The organism is Lentzea sp. NBC_00516 (genome assembly GCF_036346835.1).
Lineage (GTDB): Bacteria > Actinomycetota > Actinomycetes > Mycobacteriales > Pseudonocardiaceae > Lentzea > Lentzea sokolovensis.
Genome location: NZ_CP107840.1, coordinates 3,052,771 through 3,067,549, shown reverse-complemented (window position 1 = coordinate 3,067,549; position 14,779 = coordinate 3,052,771). Strand labels below are relative to the sequence as shown.

Sequence of the window (14,779 nt, the reverse complement as noted above, 5' to 3'; positions counted from 1 at the left end):
GGCGTCAGAGGACCTGCTGGATCGGGCTGGGCTGCGCGCCGAGGTGGACCGGCAGCGAGTGCAGCCCGTAGACGATCGAGAGCTTGCGGAACGACAGCGCGCCCGGCTCGGCCGCGAGGCGCATCTCCGGGAACCGGCGGACGAGCGCCGGGTAGGCGATCCGCAGTTCCATCTTCGCGAGTTCGGCGCCGATGCAGCGGTGCGCGCCGTAGCCGAACGCGAGGTGCTGGCTCGCGGGACGGTCCGCCATGATCGCGTCCGGGGTGGCGTAGACGCTCGGGTCGCGGTTGGCCTGCGACAGCGAGCACGCCACGATGTCGCCCGCCTTGATCTTCGTCCCGGCGATCTCGATGTCGTGGCGGGCGATCCGCAGGAACGCCACGGACACGACGCTGAGGTGCCGCAGCAGCTCGTCGACCAGCCCGTTCACCGTCTTGTCGTCGCCGAGTGCGGCATCGCGCAGGGCGGGGTCGCGCAGCATCGCGAGGGTGCCGAGCGAGATCATGCTCGCCGTCGTCTCGAACCCGCCGGTGAGCAGCCCGTCCGCGAGACCCGCGAGTTCGTCGTCGCCGAGGTCGTCGCCGTGCTTGCGGACGAGCTCACCGAGCAGCCCGTCGGTCGGGGCCAGGCGCTGGGCGCGCACCAGCTCCCGGAAGTAGACGATCGACTCGGACACAGCGGACAACGACGTGGTGGCCGCTCCGCCGAGGTCGAACCGCGAGACGCTGCGCCGCTGGAACTCCTCCCGCTCACTCGCGGGCACGCCCAGCAGCTCGCAGATCGTGAGCGCGGGCACCGTCATCGCGAAGTGCTCGACGAGGTCGACGGGTCCGTCCTTCATGGACATCAGGTCGAGCTGGTCCGCGACGATCTGCTCGATCCGCGGCACGAGCCGGGAGAGCCGTCGCATGGTGAACTCCGGCGTCAGCACCTTGCGCAGCCGCGTGTGCTCCGGCGGGTCGCTGAACCCGAGCCCGCCCGGCGCCTCGTCCGAGAAGAGTCCGAGCTCCCGCAGGTGGCCGAAGTCGTTGCTGAACGCCTCCGAGTCGACGAGCACCTGCTTGGACGCCTCGTAGCCGGTCACCAGCCACACCGTCACCGGCAGCGGCAGGCGCGTGATCGGGCCGTGGGACTGCATCCGCGCCAGCTCCGGCACCGGGTCCAACCCGTTGCGCCGCAGCGGGGCGAGCACGCGCGAGGGCACGAACCAGGACGACTCGAGGTCGAACCCGGTTTTGCTGAGGTGTGCGAGGAACCGCTTCCCCATCCACTCGGTCACGCGCGACCGGACGTCGGTCGCTGACTGCAGAACTTCCCACATGACGCGGCTGCCCTTCGGCGGAAAGGGGGTTACGAGCTGATGATGTCCGTCGGAACGGACAATAACGACGCAGCCGCTCGCGTGCGTCATACCTGGGCCTAACGCGCCGTCATACTTTGGTCCAGACGTTGGTCAGAACCAGTGCAGGCAGTGCGGAGGGCGTTCGGAACGGAACAGAGCGTCAGCTTTCGCGGCCGATTCGTGTGCTTTGACGTGCCCTGCCCGGATGAGCGTGCTCGGCGTGGTTCCGCCCAGGCAGAGCGAACCCAGATCGCGAATGTCCAGTTCCAGGTCCGGATCGCGGGTCGTCTCCACGCATTCGGCCATTCCGTTCTCGACGGTCAGCAGGTAGCGGTGGCGTTCCTGGAGGAACGGGTCGTCGACGTCGAGCACGATCTCGCCGTCCGTGAACCAGCCGCGCGTGGTCAGCGCCCGCGGCACGTCCAGCAGCCGTACCCATAGCCAGTCCATCACGCCGCTGACCTGGCCCGCGTTGAAGTCCTCGAGCATCCAGTGCAGCGGGTGGCCGGTCGGGACGTGCTTGAACACCACCTCGGTGACCAGGTCGTGGTCGAGCGCGAACCGGGCCAGCGCCGCGAACACGGCGTCGTCGGAGGTGATGATCTCGTCGATCGTCAGCGTGCCGTTGTTCAGCGCGTAGGTGGCGTACCCGTCCGGTCGGTCGCCATCGCGGTGAACGGCGACGTAGCGCGGTGCCCGTGTCATCGGCGGCATGCCCGCGCCCAGGGCCCACCAGCGGTGCGGCCTTCCCAGCGCGCCGGGCTGGGTGCGGCGGTAGCGGTCGTAGACCTGTTCCATGACGCCGGTGGCTTCGGATCGCGGGAGGACCTCGATCGAGTCCGTGCGCACCTGCGTCCTGAACGCGCCTTGGCTGCGCTGGACCGTCATGCGGCGCGTGTAGGTCGCCGGGCCGTAGCCGAACCTGCCGTAGATCCCGCCCTCGCTGGCCAGCAGCACGGACAGGAAATCGCCGCGTTCTCGCAGCTCAGCGAGCTGGAACCGCATCATCTCGGTGAGAACGCCCTGGCGGCGGTGCGTGGGCAGCACGCCGACCCCGGTGATCCCGGCCGCCGGGACGACGACGTCGCCGGGCAGCGTGAGTTCGAACGAGTACGCGGTGGCCGTTCCGACGGCCTTCCCGTCCTCCGTCTCGGCGAGCAGGCTCCTGTCCATCTCGAGAGCGGACCACCACAGGCCGCCGCCGTCCGGGTCCGGGGTCTCGGGGAAACGCCCGAACGCGGTGTGGACGGTGCCGAGGAAGACGTCGAGGTCCTGGGCTGTCGTGGAACGGATCTGCACGCCACAGTGGACCGGTGGAAAGCCGCCGAGCACAAACGAGTTTTCTGGCAGTGTCGACAGGGTGACGAGCGCTGAGGACTTCGACCGCTGGTACGCCGACCGGGCCGCGTCGCCACTGGCCGACGAGCTGGTGCGGCGGGTGCTTGCCCTTCCACCGGGCCTGGAGTCGACGAGCCTGCTGAGCGGGGCGGGCCTCGACGAGGTCGTGACCGCTCTCGGTGTGGGCGAGGGCCATGTGCTGCTGGACCTGGCGTGCGGCCGGGGCGGCTACGGGCTGGAGATCGCGCGCCGCACCGGATGCCGGTTGGTCGGCGTGGACTTCTCCTCCGTGGCGATCGAGCAGGCCAGGCAGCGCAGCGGCGGTGGCGACTTCCGGGTGGGAACGCTGACCGCCACGGGCCTCAACGCGTCCTCGGTGGACGCCGTGCTCATCGTCGACGCCCTGCAGTTCGCGGAGTCCAAGCCGGACGCGCTGCGGGAATGCCTGCGGGTGCTCCGGCCCGGCGGACGGCTGGTCGTCACCTGCTGGCAGGCGGTCGATCCCGACGACGAGCGGATCACGCGCCGGACCCGCGAGGTGGACCTGGCCAGGCAGATCCCCGAGGCGGGGTTCGCCGGCGCCGAGATCGCGGACAGGCCCGAGTGGAGGGTGACCGAGAGGCGGATGTGGGAGGAGGCGCTCACCGTCAAGGCATCCGACTCCGCGATGGTGTCGATGCAAAAGGAGGCGCGGCACATTCTGTCGAACTTCGACAGAAGGCGCCGCCTCCTCGCCACCGCGGTCAAACCGCGCTGATCAGTGGCAGTGGCCCTGCCGCCCCAGGGTCGTCACCGGCGTCGAACCAGGACGAGTCCACTGCGGAACCGGCCTGCTGTCCTCACCCCAGCTGGAGTGCCCGTCCGCGTTCGTGCGCCAGAACCAGCCGGCCTGCCGCGCCTCGGGCCAGCCCTCCGGGTGCTGCTCCCACGCCTCGCCTCGGCCGTGCACGGTCATGTCGAGCAGCCCCAGCGACCCGTTGACCCGCTCGGTGCCGCGTCCCGTCGTGGAGTACGTGAGGAACGTGCGGTCGCCGTCGCGCAGGTAGCCGGTCAGGTAGCCCATCTCACCGCCGATGGGCTCGTCCACCCCGCGCACCGAGTACCACGGCTGCTTGTAGCCCATGAACTCCACGAACGCGGCCACCTCGTCCCACGCGCCCGTGGTCACCATCGCGAACGAGACCCCGCGTGCGTTGAGGTAGGCGGCGTCGTCGAAGTGCCACGGGATGTGCGTGCAGCCCTCGCACTGCCCCTGGTGCGGCGCGCCGTCCCACCACATGTGCTTGTAGACCACGAGCTCGTCGCGGCCTTGGAACAGCTCCACGAACGGCACGGGTCCGTCGGCGCCGACCACCTCGACCTCGCCGTCGAACTCGACCATCGGCAGCCTCCGGCGTTCGGCCGCGATCGCGTCGCCCTCGCGGGTGTGGGCCTTCTCGCGGAGCAGGAGCTCGTCTCGGGCCTTCTGCCAGGTGGCGAGGTCGGTGACGGGCGGGCGTCCGGTCATGATCAGTCCTCCGTGGTGGTTGTGCGGGTGTCCTTGCACAACCACGTCGAAGCTATTTCCGCAGTCTCGACATCTCCTGCCGCGCGGCGCCGCTGTCCACCCCAAGTTCTCTGGGGCGGCACGGCAACGGATCGTGGCGGAGGTAGGGCTCCCACTGCCCGCCGGTCCTCGGCAGGTACGGGGGCTTGTCGTTCGCCAGCCAGAGCCACAGCTCGGCCGAGACCGGCACGGTCGTCCCCGGCACGGGCCAGGCCTCGCCCGTCTGCGGATGCCGGGGCACCATCAGGAGGTCGGCCCGGGCGGTCAGGCCCGGCCCCGCCAGTGCCAGGGTCCTGGGAGGTGGTCCTGGCGGTCTCCACGCGTCGAGATCGCGCTGGAACAGGTCGGCGACCGGCCCGTCCGCGGCGAGCACGGGCGACTCCCGTGCGGCGAGCAGCACGCGGGCGAGCGCGACCCCGGCCGCGATCGACACGCGCCTCGGCCACCACAGCTCACCCTCGGTCAGTGGCGCGCTGTCCCAGTCGAACGCCTCCCAGGGCCGCACCGGATCCGGCTCGCCGGCAGCTCGCACGGCACCGGGTGCGAACCGCACCACCTGCCACCGCGAACAGTCGTCCACCCGTGTCGCGACCGGCTGCCCGCACGCGCAGACGAGGTTCGGGTCGGTGCCGTTCACCCCGCAACACCAGCCATCGGGGCGTCCGTCCAGCCAGGACAGGCCTCGCGCGTCGCCGGGGCCCACGAGGAAGTCGCCCTGGGCGGCGTAGGTGCCCGGTGGGAGGAGCGATGGAGTGAAGCTGGTGCTGTACGCCCAGTCGTAGTGCTCGTGGTCGGGCCGGTCGACCTGCGTCAGCGGAACGGTCGGCGCGGCACCGCACGCCACGCACTCGAACACCACCATCGGAAACCCCCGGAACCATCATCCGGGGGTCGTCCACCGAGTTTCACAGCCCGATTTCGGCTCCCTGCCAACGGTTGCGCAGCCAGCGGTCGTGGCTCGCGAGCACGATCGCGCCCGGACCCGGCCCCAGCGCGTCCTCCAGCTCGTCGCACAACGTCGGCGACAGGTGGTTGGTCGGCTCGTCGAGCAGCAGCAGGTGTGGCGGATCCGCGACGAGCAGCGCGAGTGCGAGGCGGCGTCGCTGGCCCACCGACAACGTGCCGACGGGCTTGCCGAGGTCCCACTTGTGCAGCAGCCCCAACGACTCCAGCGGTATCTGCTCGACCCGTTCGGCGCCGAGCGCGCGGCCGTAGGTGCCTCGTGCGGTGAGGCGCGGGTTGGCGAACGTCGTGTCCTGGTCGAGCAGTCCGACCCGGACGTCGGGATGCCGCCGCACGCCCTGGACGTCCAGCTTTCCCGCCAGCACGAGCAGCAGCGTCGACTTGCCCGCGCCGTTGCGGCCGGTCACGAGCAGCCGGTCGCCGTCGCGCACGTCGAGGAAGTCGAGCGTGAGCCGTCCTGGAACCCGGATCTCCCGCAGTGACACCAGTTCCTCTGCCTGTGACGCCACCGCGCCGGGTTCGAACCGCAGCGGGCGCGGGGGAGCGGGCACGGCGTCGCGTTCGAGGTCCTCGAGGCGCCGGGTGGCGTTGCGGACGCGGCGGGAGATCTGGCTCTGCACGCGGTTCGCGCGCACGCCGTAGCCCATCTTGTCGCTGTCGCGCATGGTCCGGTTCGGCGCGATGCGCCCGGCGATCAGGCCGAGCGAGTCGCGCACCGCGGCCATTTCCTCCTGTTCCTCGGCATAGCGGCGTTCCCAGCGCTCGCGGTCGGCACGTTTCTGGCGCAGGTACTCGGTGTAGGTGCCGCCGAACCGGACGGGCCCGTCCACCGCCGGGTCGAGGTCCATCAGGTCCGTGCACACCGCGTCGAGGAACGCCCTGTCGTGGCTCGCCAGCACCACGATGCCGGGAAGTGACCGCAGTTGCTCCTCCAGGAACGCGGCCGCTTCGTCGTCGAGGTGGTTCGTCGGCTCGTCCAGCAGCAACGCGGTCGGCCGCCGGATCACCAGCGCTGCAAGGTCGAGGCGCCGCCTTTGCCCGCCGGACAACGATCCGAGCGTGCGGTCGCGGCCCACGTCACCGAGCCCGAGTCCGGTGAGGACGATGTCGGCCCGCCGGTCCGCGTCCCAGGCTTCGTGCCGCTGCGCCAGTTCCAGCCGTTCCGCGTACTCCGCCTCGACGTCCTCGCTGCCGAGCAGTGCACCCAGCCGCTCCAGTTCGGCCAGGTCCTCGCGTGCCTCGGCCAGCGCGTGGTCCAGGACCTCGGCGACCGTGGCGGAGTCCGGGAACGGCATCTCCTGGTGCAGGAAGCCCAGGTCCGGCGGCCGTTGCACGACACCGCCGTCGGGCTGGTCGACGCCGGCGAGCAGCCGCAGCAACGTCGACTTGCCCGCGCCGTTCTCGCCGATCAGCCCGATGCGCCTGCCGGGTGCCGCGGTCAGCGACACCCCGTCGAGCACACGCCGGCCACCGAACCCGCGCACCAGTTCGGTCGCGACCAGCGCGTCAGCCATGAGCGGCCTCCACCAGCCTGCCGCCGTCCAGGCGCAGCCAGCGGTCGATCTTCACCTCGCTCAGGAACCGCTCGTCGTGGCTGACGACGACGAACGCGCCCCGATACGCGTTCAGCGCGCTCTCCAGCTGCCCGGCGCTGACCAGGTCGAGGTTGTTGGTCGGTTCGTCGAGCAACAGCAGTTGCGGCGCGGGCTCGGCGAACAGGACGCACGCCAACGTCGCCCGCAGCCGTTCACCGCCCGACAGCACCCCGACCGGCAGGTGCGCGCGGGGACCGCGGAACAGGAAGCGCGCCAACAGGTTCATCCGGTCCGCCGGCGGCATGGCGGGGGCGAACGCGGCCAGGTTCTCCGCCACCGTGCGGGAGTCGTCGAGCAGGTCCAGCCGCTGTGACAGGTAGGCGACCCGGCCGTCGGCCCGTTTCACCTCGCCGCTGTCCGGCGCGAGCGAACCGTGGACCACCCGCAGCAGCGTCGACTTGCCTGCCCCGTTCGGTGCGGCCAGCGCGATCCGCTCCGGCCCCCGGATCGCGAAGTCCAGGCCGGAGAACAGGTCCCGCACCCGGACGTCCGAGCCGAGGAAGAGCGTGCGCCCGGCGGGCACCGCGGTCTGCGGCAGCTCCAGGCTGATCTTCTGCTCCTCCTTCAACGCCCGCTCGGCGTTGTCGAGCTTCGAGCGCGCGGCCCCGAGACGCGCCGCGTGCGTGCCGTCCGCCTTGGCCGCCGACACCTCCGCGTTGCGCTTCATGTTGCCGGCGAAGATCTTCGGCAGTCCCGCGTTGCCGAGGTTGCGCTGCGCGTTGGACGCACGGCGCGCGGACCGTTCGCGGGCCTGCTGCATCTCCCGCTTCTCGCGCTTGACCTCCTGCTCGGCGCTGCGGATGTTCTTCTCGGCGACCTCGCGCTCTGCGGTGACCGCCTCCTCGTAGGCGCTGAAGTTGCCGCCGTAGAAGCGGATCTCGCCGCCGTCGAGCTCGGCGATCCGGTCCATCCGGTCGAGCAACGCCCGGTCGTGGCTCACCACGAGCAGACACCCGCGCCAGTCGTCCAGCACGTCGTAGAGCCGGTGCCGGGCGTCCAGATCGAGGTTGTTGGTCGGTTCGTCGAGCAGCAGCACGTCCGGCTGCTTCAGCAACTGCGCGGCGAGCCCGAGCGAGATGACCTGGCCGCCGCTCAGCGTGCCGAGCACCCGGTCGAGCGCCAGGTCGCCGAGCCCGAGCCGGTCGAGCTGCGCGCGCGTGCGTTCCTCCAGGTCCCAGTCGGTGCCGATGGTGGTGAAGTGCTCCTCGGCGACGTCACCGGACTCGACGGCCGCGATGGCGCGCAGCACGTCCGCGACACCGAGCACCTCGGCCACGGTCAGCCCTGCGGTGAGCGGCAGGTCCTGCGGGAGGTAGCCGAGGACGCCCTCGACGGACACGGTTCCCTCGGATTGCGCCAAAGCGCCCGCCACGATCTTGAGCAGCGTCGACTTCCCGGCGCCGTTGGGGGCGACGAGACCGGTGCGCCCGCCGGGCACGGAGACGGACAGGCCGTCGAAAACAGGGGTGTCGTCCGGCCAGGAGAACGACAGAGACGACACGACGATGAATGCGTCGGACATGGTTGTGAGACCTCAAGAATGTGCCGCGCGCGGCACGACCGCGCGTGTGGGAAAAGGGGACGACTGAACGGCCATCGGTCGTCGATGGCCTGTCACATCCAGGGCTCACCCTGAGATGTCGTCTTCACCCACCAGCACGTCGAGCTCCTCATCAAGGGCGGTTGATCTCACTTTCCACGGTAGCAGCCGTTCGCAAGTGGAGCGTGGAACCGTGCTTCACTCGGTTGTGTGACAGACGTTCTCCAGTTGCTGCGTGAGCGCAGGCAACGGCAAAGCACTCCCGGTCAGCGCGCCGACGACGCGCGGCTGGTGCTCCTGGTCGAAGGGGGAAGCTCGCGCGGCGTCTACTCGAGCGGGATGACGGTCGCGATCGAACGTCTTGGGCTGCTGCCGCTGTTCGACGCCGTCTACGGCAGCTCGGCGGGGTCGCTGAACGCCGCCTGGTTGCTCTGCGGCCGGGCGGACCGGAGCAAGCACGCGTGGTGGGACCCGGCCGTCATGCGCACGACGATCAACCCGCGCCGCGCGTTCAGCCGCCGTCCCGTCGTGGACACCCGGCACCTCGTCCACACCATCTACACCGAAGTGCATCCCATGGGGTTCCAGGAGATCCTCGACAACCCCGTCGAGTTCCACCCGATGGCCACGGACGGCCTCACCGGCGACGCGGCCGACCTGCACGAGCACGTTCGCGACCAGCTGAGCCTGCAGACCGCGCTGCGGGCGTCGGCGGCGATGCCTTTCCTCGCGGGAGACCCGGTGATGATCGACGGCCGTCCGTACGTCGACGCCGGGCTGAGCGAGACGATCCCCGTCGGCACCGCGATCGCGCAGGGGGCGACGCACGTCGTCGCGCTGCGCACCCGGCGCGAGGACGAGTCCCTGGGGACGCCGCCGTCCCGCAGTGAACGCTTCGTGCTGTCGCGCTGGTTCGCCCGGCACGCACCGGGAGTCGTGGCGAACTGGTTGCGCCGTGAGGAGATCAGGGCCCAGGACGAGGAGTTGCTCGCCACCCACCCGGCCTGCCTGCAGATCCGCCCGCCGCTGGGCAGCGCGGTGATCGGCCGGACCGAGCGACGCCCGCGCGTCATGCAGGACGCCCTCGACGTCGGAGTGGAAGCCGCGATGAGGCACTTGGGCAACGGCCACTTGTGACGCAGAGCCGGGCGGCCTACGGTATCGCTACAACTTGTTGCGAATTGGAGGGCTGCCGGTGGCGGGGCGTCCACGTGATCCCGATCTCGAACAGCGGTTGCTGGCGACGGCGTGGTCGCTGCTGACCTCGAACGGCTACGACGCGCTGACGTTGACGCAGGTCGCGGCGCAGTCCAGGGCGCACAGGACCGACGTCTACCGGCGCTGGCGCAGCAAGGTGCGGCTGGTGGCGGACGTGCTCGACGCCTACCTGCCGCCCGTGCCGGACCCCGACACCGGCACGCTGCACGGTGACCTCAGGGCGTTCGCGGAGGACCTGGCCGGGGCCTGGAACGAGCCGTGGAACGACGGCCTGGTCGGCTTCCTGGCGGACCTGCGCGGGGACGCCGAGGCCGAGCGGACGTTCCGTGCGCTGGTCGTGCGCCGATCGCAGCCGTTGGTCGACGCGATCGCACGGGCGGTGCGGCGCGGTGAGATCGCCGAGGTGCCGGAGCTGCCGTTCGTCGGCAACCTGCTCGAAGGCCCGCTTATGCACCGGCGGATGTTCGGCGGCGAGCCGATGACGCCCGAGGAACTCGACGTGGTGACGTGGTCGGTGCACCGCCTGCTCACCGGAACCTCGGTGAAGCCATGAGCCTGCACGAACTCACGGCGGCACAACAGCTCAAGGCACTGCGTGCCAAGGAGATCAGCTCCCGCGAACTGACCGGGCACTACCTGGAGCGCATCGAACGGCACGCCGACCTCGGCGCGTTCGTGACCATCAACGAGATAGCGCTCGACGACGCCGCACGCGCGGATGAACGGCTGGCCAGGGGAGACCAGGCGGCACTGCTCGGACTGCCGTTGGGCATCAAGGACCTCGCGGCGACGGCCGGTCTCCGCACGACGTTCGGATCGGCGGCGCTGGCCGAGTTCGTGCCGCAGGAGGACTCCTGGACGGTCGGGCTGCTGCGGCAGGCGGGCGCGGTCTTGCTGGGCAAGACGAACACTTCGGAGTTCGGCGCGAGCTGCTACACCGAGAACGACGTCACCCCGAAGCCGGCCGTGACCCCTTACGCCTCAACGCGTTACTCGAGCGGTTCCAGCGGCGGCGCGGCCACGGCGGTCGCGGCGGGACTGCTGCCCGTGGCGCACGCCAGCGACGGTGCGGGGTCGATCCGCACGCCCGCGGCGACCTGTCACCTCGTCGGGATGAAGCCGAGCCGCGGCCTGGTGAGCCCGGCACCCGCCGCCTCGTTCCTCCTCGCCAGTACCGAGGGACCGATGGCGCGCACCGTCGAGGACGCCGCACTGCTGCTGGACGTCATGGCCTCACCGGCGCCCGGCGACCTGTACGGGTGGCGCCACGAGGGCAGCTTCACCTCGACGTTGACGCTCCGCCGCCCGCTCAGGATCGCCATGTGGACGGATACCGGCACAGGCGAGGACGCCGACCCGCAGGCAGAACTGGCCGTCCGACGCACCGCGGAGGTCCTCACCGGACTCGGCCACGACGTCCGCGAGATCCCACTGCCCGCCCGCTGGGACGGGCCGGTGAGCCGCGCGATCCTGGCCTGGTTCGCCTACCAGGTGAACGCCGTGACCCAGATGCTGGTGCCGCTTGATCGAACCCGTCTGCTGCGGCCGTACTCACGCCACCTGCTCGCCGTCAACGAGACCTTGTCCGCCAACGACATCGTCATGGCACAGGCCGTGCTCGCCCGCTACGCCAGCACGTTCCTGGCCGCGGTCGACGACTACGACGTCGTGCTGACGCCCACGACGAACGGCCCGCCGGTCCCGATCGGCTACTACGAGGGCGACGAGGCCGACCTGATGCTGAAGTGGTCCTGCCACACGCCGTGGGCCAATCTCGCCGGAGTGCCCGCGATCTCGCTCCCGTCGCATGTGGACGCCGACGGACTGCCGCACGGCGTGCACCTCGTGGGCCGCAACCGCCGTGACTCCGAACTGCTCGCCCTCGCCGCACAGCTGGAAAGCGCGGCACTGTGGGACGAACTCCACCCGCCGAGCTGGCACGAGTGAAAGGCCCCGCGATGCTGGAGAAGATCGTCACTCTGCCGGACGGACGGGCGATCCGTGCCGTCACGGCGGGACAGGGCCCAGGGCCGTTGATCGTCTTCGAGGCCGGCATGAGCGCGCCCGGCTCGTCGTGGATCCACACCCAGCGCGAGGTGAGCGCCCGCTGCCGCACGCTCTCCTACGACCGCGCGGGCTACGGCGGCAGCGACGTCGACCCGCACGACCGCACGCTCGACCGGATCGTGGACGACCTGACCGCGTTGCTCGACGCGCTGGGCGAGACCGAACCGGTGGTGCTCGTCGGGCACAGCTGGGGCGGCCCGATCATCCGGGTGTTCGCCGACCGGTACCCGCGGCGCGTGGCCGGGATGGTGTTCGTGGACGCGACCCTCGCCGAGGTCATGTCCACTCGGAACGCCAAGGTCGCGGCGAGGTTCTTCAGCGCGATGGCGGTCGTGGCGCGCCTGGGCGGCAAGGGACTGATCAAACGGCAGGCGTTCCGCAACGGTGTCTCACCGGAGATCTCCGCGGCCGACGTGGAGATCATGACGCGCGACTACGCGACCGCGCGGGCGATGAAGGCGGGCAGCCGGGAGGCGGCCCAGATCATGTCGGCCCTGCCGGTCCTGCGCCGGGTGCAGGCGACGGGCACGCCGGACGTGCCGACGGTCTGTCTGCAGGCGGGGCTGGTCGAGCGGGGGATGGCCAAGTGGCGCCCGGTGTTCAACCAGCACGCGGCCGACCTGATGGACGCCGCGCCGCGCGGCAGGATGATCGTCGTCGCGGAGGCGGGGCACCTCATCCCGCAGGAATCTCCCGCGGTCGTGCGCGAAACCATCTTCGGCGTGGCCGAACAGCTACCTTGAGCGCGTGGACTTCGACGAGTACCGGAAGTACGACGCGACCGGGCTGGCCCGGCTCGTCGCGGACAGGCAGGTCTCCGAGGCCGAACTCCTCGCGGTGGCACGGGAGCGCGCCGCCGAGGTGAACCCGCGGCTCAACGCGATCGTGCGGGACGTCCCCGCCGCACCCTCGGACGACCTCACCGGCCCGTTCGCCGGGGTGCCGTTCCTGATCAAGGACCTCGGCCAGGACCACGCGGGCCTGCCCACGTCGAACGGATCGCTCTCGCTGAAGGCGCTCAAGGTCGCCCAGCACTCGACGGTCGTCCAACGCTGGATCGACGCCGGCCTGGTGATCTTCGGCAAGACCAACCTGCCGGAGTTCGGCGCGAAGGCGATCAGCGAGTCGACGGTCTGGGGTCCCGCGCGCAATCCGTGGGATCTGGAAAGGACTCCCGGCGGGTCGTCGGGTGGCTCGGCCGCCGCGGTCGCCGCCGGGATCGTGCCGTGCGCGGGCGCGAACGACGGCGGCGGCTCGACCCGCATCCCGGCGGCGTGCTGCGGGCTCGTCGGGCTGAAGCCGGGACGCGGGCTCACGCCGTTCGGCCCGGAGACCGCCGAGATGATGCACGGCGCGGCGGTGCAGGGCGTGGTGTCGAGGACGGTCCGCGACACGGCCGCGATGCTCGACGTCATCTGCGGCGGTGAGCTCGCCGGGCCGTACTCGCCCGCGCTGCCGTCAGAATCGTTCGCCTCCTGCGTCGGCCAGGCGCCGGGCAGGCTGCGGATCGGCGTCCGGGTGCCGTCGGCGATCAACCCGGACCCGCACCCCGAGGCGTACGCGGCCGTCGCGTCAGCCGTCCAGGTGCTCACCGAGCTGGGCCATCACGTCGAGGAACTGCCGCAGGCGCCGTTCGACGACGCCGCGCTCGCGAAGGACTTCCTGCTGACGTGGTTCGTGAACCTCGCCTGGAAGGTCGCCGACGCGAAACGCCTGACCGGGGCGCCGGACAGCGCGTTCGAACGCGACACGCTGCTCATGGCCGCGCTGGGACGGGCCACGAGCAGCGTCGACTACGTGGACGCCGTGCAGCGGCGGCACGAGCACACCCGCCGCCTGAGCACGTACTTCGAGTCCTACGACCTCCTGCTGACGCCCACCCTGGCGACCCCGCCGCCCGAGGTCGGCCAGTTCGACCTGCCGGTGTCGTTGCAACGGGCAACCGACGTGCTGCTCAAGACGCGCACCGCCCGGTTCCTGCGGCACACGAAGATCGTCGACGACATGATCTCCGACAATCTCGGCTGGGTGCCCTACACGCAGCTCGCGAACATCACCGGCCGGCCGGCGCTGTCGTTGCCGCTGCACTGGACGGCGGACGGGTTGCCGCTCGGCGTCCAGTTCGTCGCGCCGCTCGCGGGGGAGTCGATGCTGATCAAGCTCGCGGCGCAGCTGGAAGAGGCGCTGCCGTGGGCCGACCGCTTCCCGGTCATGAGCTGAGGAACCGCAGCAGCTCCGCGGTGACGAACTGAGGATTCTCCTCGACCAGCCAGTGGCCGGCGTGCGGAACGTCCAGCGCCTGCACGATGTTCGTCATCCGCGGTGCCGCCGTGCCCGCGATCGCCTGCGCCTGGCCTTCCGCGGCCAGGACCAGGGTCGGGGCCTGGGCCGGCCGGGCGGCTTCGGTGTCGCGGACGTCCTGGTCCAGCGAGCGATACAGCTCGAAGCCGTTGGACAACGTCTTGCCGTAGGTCCGCGCGTACTCGTCGATCTCGTCGTCCGCGAACGGGGATTTCGTCGACGTGCCACCGAAAGCACTGCCCTGGTAAGCGACCTGCGGGTAGAAGAGCTCGAGGTAGTCGCGGACGTCGTTCTGGACGATCGCCTCGGGCACCTGCCGCTGCGAGTGGAACGCGATGTGCCAGCTCAGGCTCCGGTAGGTGCGCGCGTCGATCGCCGGGCCCGGCAGCGGCAGGTCGAGGTAGCCGAGACGGGCGGTGTCCTCGGGGAACTGGCTGGCGTACTGGAACGCGACGGCGGCGCCGAGGTCGTGGCCGACGATGGAGGCGTTCTCGAGACCGAGCTTGTCGGTCAGCGCGTGGACGTACCGCGCGAGCGTCGCCTTGTCGTAGCCCTTCGGCGTGCCGGTGCTGTCGCCGAGACCGGGCAGGTCGAGCGCGTAGACGGTGTGGCGTTCGGCGAGCGCGGGCATGATCGGCCACCAGCCGTACCAGGTCTGGGGCCAGCCGTGGATCAGCACGACCGGGCTGCCGCCGCCACCGGTGACGTAGTGCATCCGCACGCCCTCGACGTCGGCGAACTCGTGCCGGAACGTCTTCTGGAAGGCCGGGTCGTTCTGGGTGACCTGAGCGTGCGGCTGGATCTCCGGAGGCGCCGAACACGCCGTGATCAGGAGCAAAAATGCGAGCAGGAGCCGTTTCATGAGCCCA

The 14,779-nt window shown here is 70.7% G+C and carries 13 protein-coding genes; 6 read left to right on the top strand and 7 right to left on the bottom strand.

The window, feature by feature from the left end; translation table 11 throughout:
• Positions 1-4: 4 nt before the first annotated feature.
• The gene (locus OG205_RS13780) at positions 5-1,321 is read right to left on the bottom strand and encodes a cytochrome P450 (protein WP_330276624.1); all 1,317 of its coding nucleotides are present in this window, start codon (positions 1,319-1,321) and stop codon (positions 5-7) included.
• Positions 1,322-1,453: 132 nt separating this feature from the next.
• The gene (locus OG205_RS13775) at positions 1,454-2,641 is read right to left on the bottom strand and encodes a GNAT family N-acetyltransferase (RefSeq protein ID WP_330276623.1); all 1,188 of its coding nucleotides are present in this window, start codon (positions 2,639-2,641) and stop codon (positions 1,454-1,456) included.
• A 61-nt stretch (positions 2,642-2,702) separates the two neighbouring features.
• Between OG205_RS13775 and OG205_RS13770 the strand changes: the two genes are divergently transcribed.
• On the top strand, positions 2,703-3,437 hold the full coding sequence (locus OG205_RS13770) for a class I SAM-dependent methyltransferase (RefSeq protein ID WP_330276622.1): 735 nt from the start codon (positions 2,703-2,705) through the stop codon (positions 3,435-3,437).
• Here OG205_RS13770 and OG205_RS13765 read toward each other — a convergent pair whose 3' ends face one another.
• The 4 genes from OG205_RS13765 to OG205_RS13750 are packed head-to-tail and all read right to left on the bottom strand — an operon-like array spanning position 3,438 to position 8,306.
• Positions 3,438-4,187 carry a DUF899 family protein gene (locus OG205_RS13765; protein ID WP_330276621.1) on the bottom strand — a complete coding sequence of 250 codons (750 nt, stop codon included), beginning with the start codon at positions 4,185-4,187 and terminating at the stop codon, positions 3,438-3,440. It lies immediately after the preceding gene.
• Between the two features lie 52 nt (positions 4,188-4,239).
• Complete coding sequence (locus tag OG205_RS13760; RefSeq protein WP_330276620.1) at positions 4,240-5,088, bottom strand: hypothetical protein; 849 nt, start codon at positions 5,086-5,088, stop codon at positions 4,240-4,242.
• A 43-nt stretch (positions 5,089-5,131) separates the two neighbouring features.
• Positions 5,132-6,703 carry an ABC-F family ATP-binding cassette domain-containing protein gene (locus OG205_RS13755; protein WP_330276619.1) on the bottom strand — a complete coding sequence of 524 codons (1,572 nt, stop codon included), beginning with the start codon at positions 6,701-6,703 and terminating at the stop codon, positions 5,132-5,134.
• Entirely contained in the window at positions 6,696-8,306 is a 1,611-nt protein-coding gene (locus tag OG205_RS13750; RefSeq protein ID WP_330276618.1) for an ABC-F family ATP-binding cassette domain-containing protein, read from the bottom strand. The genes OG205_RS13755 and OG205_RS13750 overlap by 8 nt, the downstream gene beginning before the upstream one ends.
• A 228-nt stretch (positions 8,307-8,534) precedes the next feature.
• On the opposite strand from OG205_RS13750, the gene OG205_RS13745 reads away from it, so the two are divergent.
• From OG205_RS13745 to OG205_RS13725, 5 genes are read left to right on the top strand one after another with little or no spacing between them, the layout of a single operon-like run.
• On the top strand, positions 8,535-9,461 hold the full coding sequence (locus tag OG205_RS13745; RefSeq protein WP_330276617.1) for a patatin-like phospholipase family protein: 927 nt from the start codon (positions 8,535-8,537) through the stop codon (positions 9,459-9,461).
• Positions 9,462-9,519: 58 nt separating this feature from the next.
• On the top strand, positions 9,520-10,095 hold the full coding sequence (locus OG205_RS13740; RefSeq protein WP_330276616.1) for a TetR/AcrR family transcriptional regulator: 576 nt from the start codon (positions 9,520-9,522) through the stop codon (positions 10,093-10,095).
• Positions 10,092-11,489: an amidase gene (locus OG205_RS13735; RefSeq protein ID WP_330276615.1), complete on the top strand. Its 1,398-nt coding sequence runs from the start codon at positions 10,092-10,094 to the stop codon at positions 11,487-11,489. Before OG205_RS13740 ends, OG205_RS13735 begins: the two co-directional genes overlap by 4 nt.
• Positions 11,486-12,352: an alpha/beta fold hydrolase gene (locus OG205_RS13730; RefSeq protein WP_330276614.1), complete on the top strand. Its 867-nt coding sequence runs from the start codon at positions 11,486-11,488 to the stop codon at positions 12,350-12,352. Before OG205_RS13735 ends, OG205_RS13730 begins: the two co-directional genes overlap by 4 nt.
• Positions 12,353-12,356: 4 nt before the next feature.
• Positions 12,357-13,829: an amidase gene (locus OG205_RS13725; RefSeq protein WP_330276613.1), complete on the top strand. Its 1,473-nt coding sequence runs from the start codon at positions 12,357-12,359 to the stop codon at positions 13,827-13,829.
• Here the strand turns inward: OG205_RS13725 and OG205_RS13720 are convergent.
• Entirely contained in the window at positions 13,819-14,772 is a 954-nt protein-coding gene (locus OG205_RS13720; RefSeq protein ID WP_330276612.1) for an alpha/beta fold hydrolase, read from the bottom strand. The genes OG205_RS13725 and OG205_RS13720 overlap by 11 nt on opposite strands.
• Between the last annotated feature and the right edge of the window lie 7 nt (positions 14,773-14,779).

What these genes read in the sequence shown, in the direction of transcription:
- OG205_RS13780 (WP_330276624.1), bottom strand. Translation starts at nt 1,321, where the DNA reads ATGTGGGAAGTTCTGCAGTCAGCGACCGACGTCCGGTCGCGCGTGACC.
- OG205_RS13765 (WP_330276621.1), bottom strand. Translation starts at nt 4,187, where the DNA reads ATGACCGGACGCCCGCCCGTCACCGACCTCGCCACCTGGCAGAAGGCC.
- OG205_RS13760 (WP_330276620.1), bottom strand. Translation starts at nt 5,088, where the DNA reads ATGGTGGTGTTCGAGTGCGTGGCGTGCGGTGCCGCGCCGACCGTTCCG.
- OG205_RS13755 (WP_330276619.1), bottom strand. Translation starts at nt 6,703, where the DNA reads ATGGCTGACGCGCTGGTCGCGACCGAACTGGTGCGCGGGTTCGGTGGC.
- OG205_RS13750 (WP_330276618.1), bottom strand. Translation starts at nt 8,306, where the DNA reads ATGTCCGACGCATTCATCGTCGTGTCGTCTCTGTCGTTCTCCTGGCCG.
- OG205_RS13735 (WP_330276615.1), top strand. Translation starts at nt 10,092, where the DNA reads ATGAGCCTGCACGAACTCACGGCGGCACAACAGCTCAAGGCACTGCGT.
- OG205_RS13720 (WP_330276612.1), bottom strand. Translation starts at nt 14,772, where the DNA reads ATGAAACGGCTCCTGCTCGCATTTTTGCTCCTGATCACGGCGTGTTCG.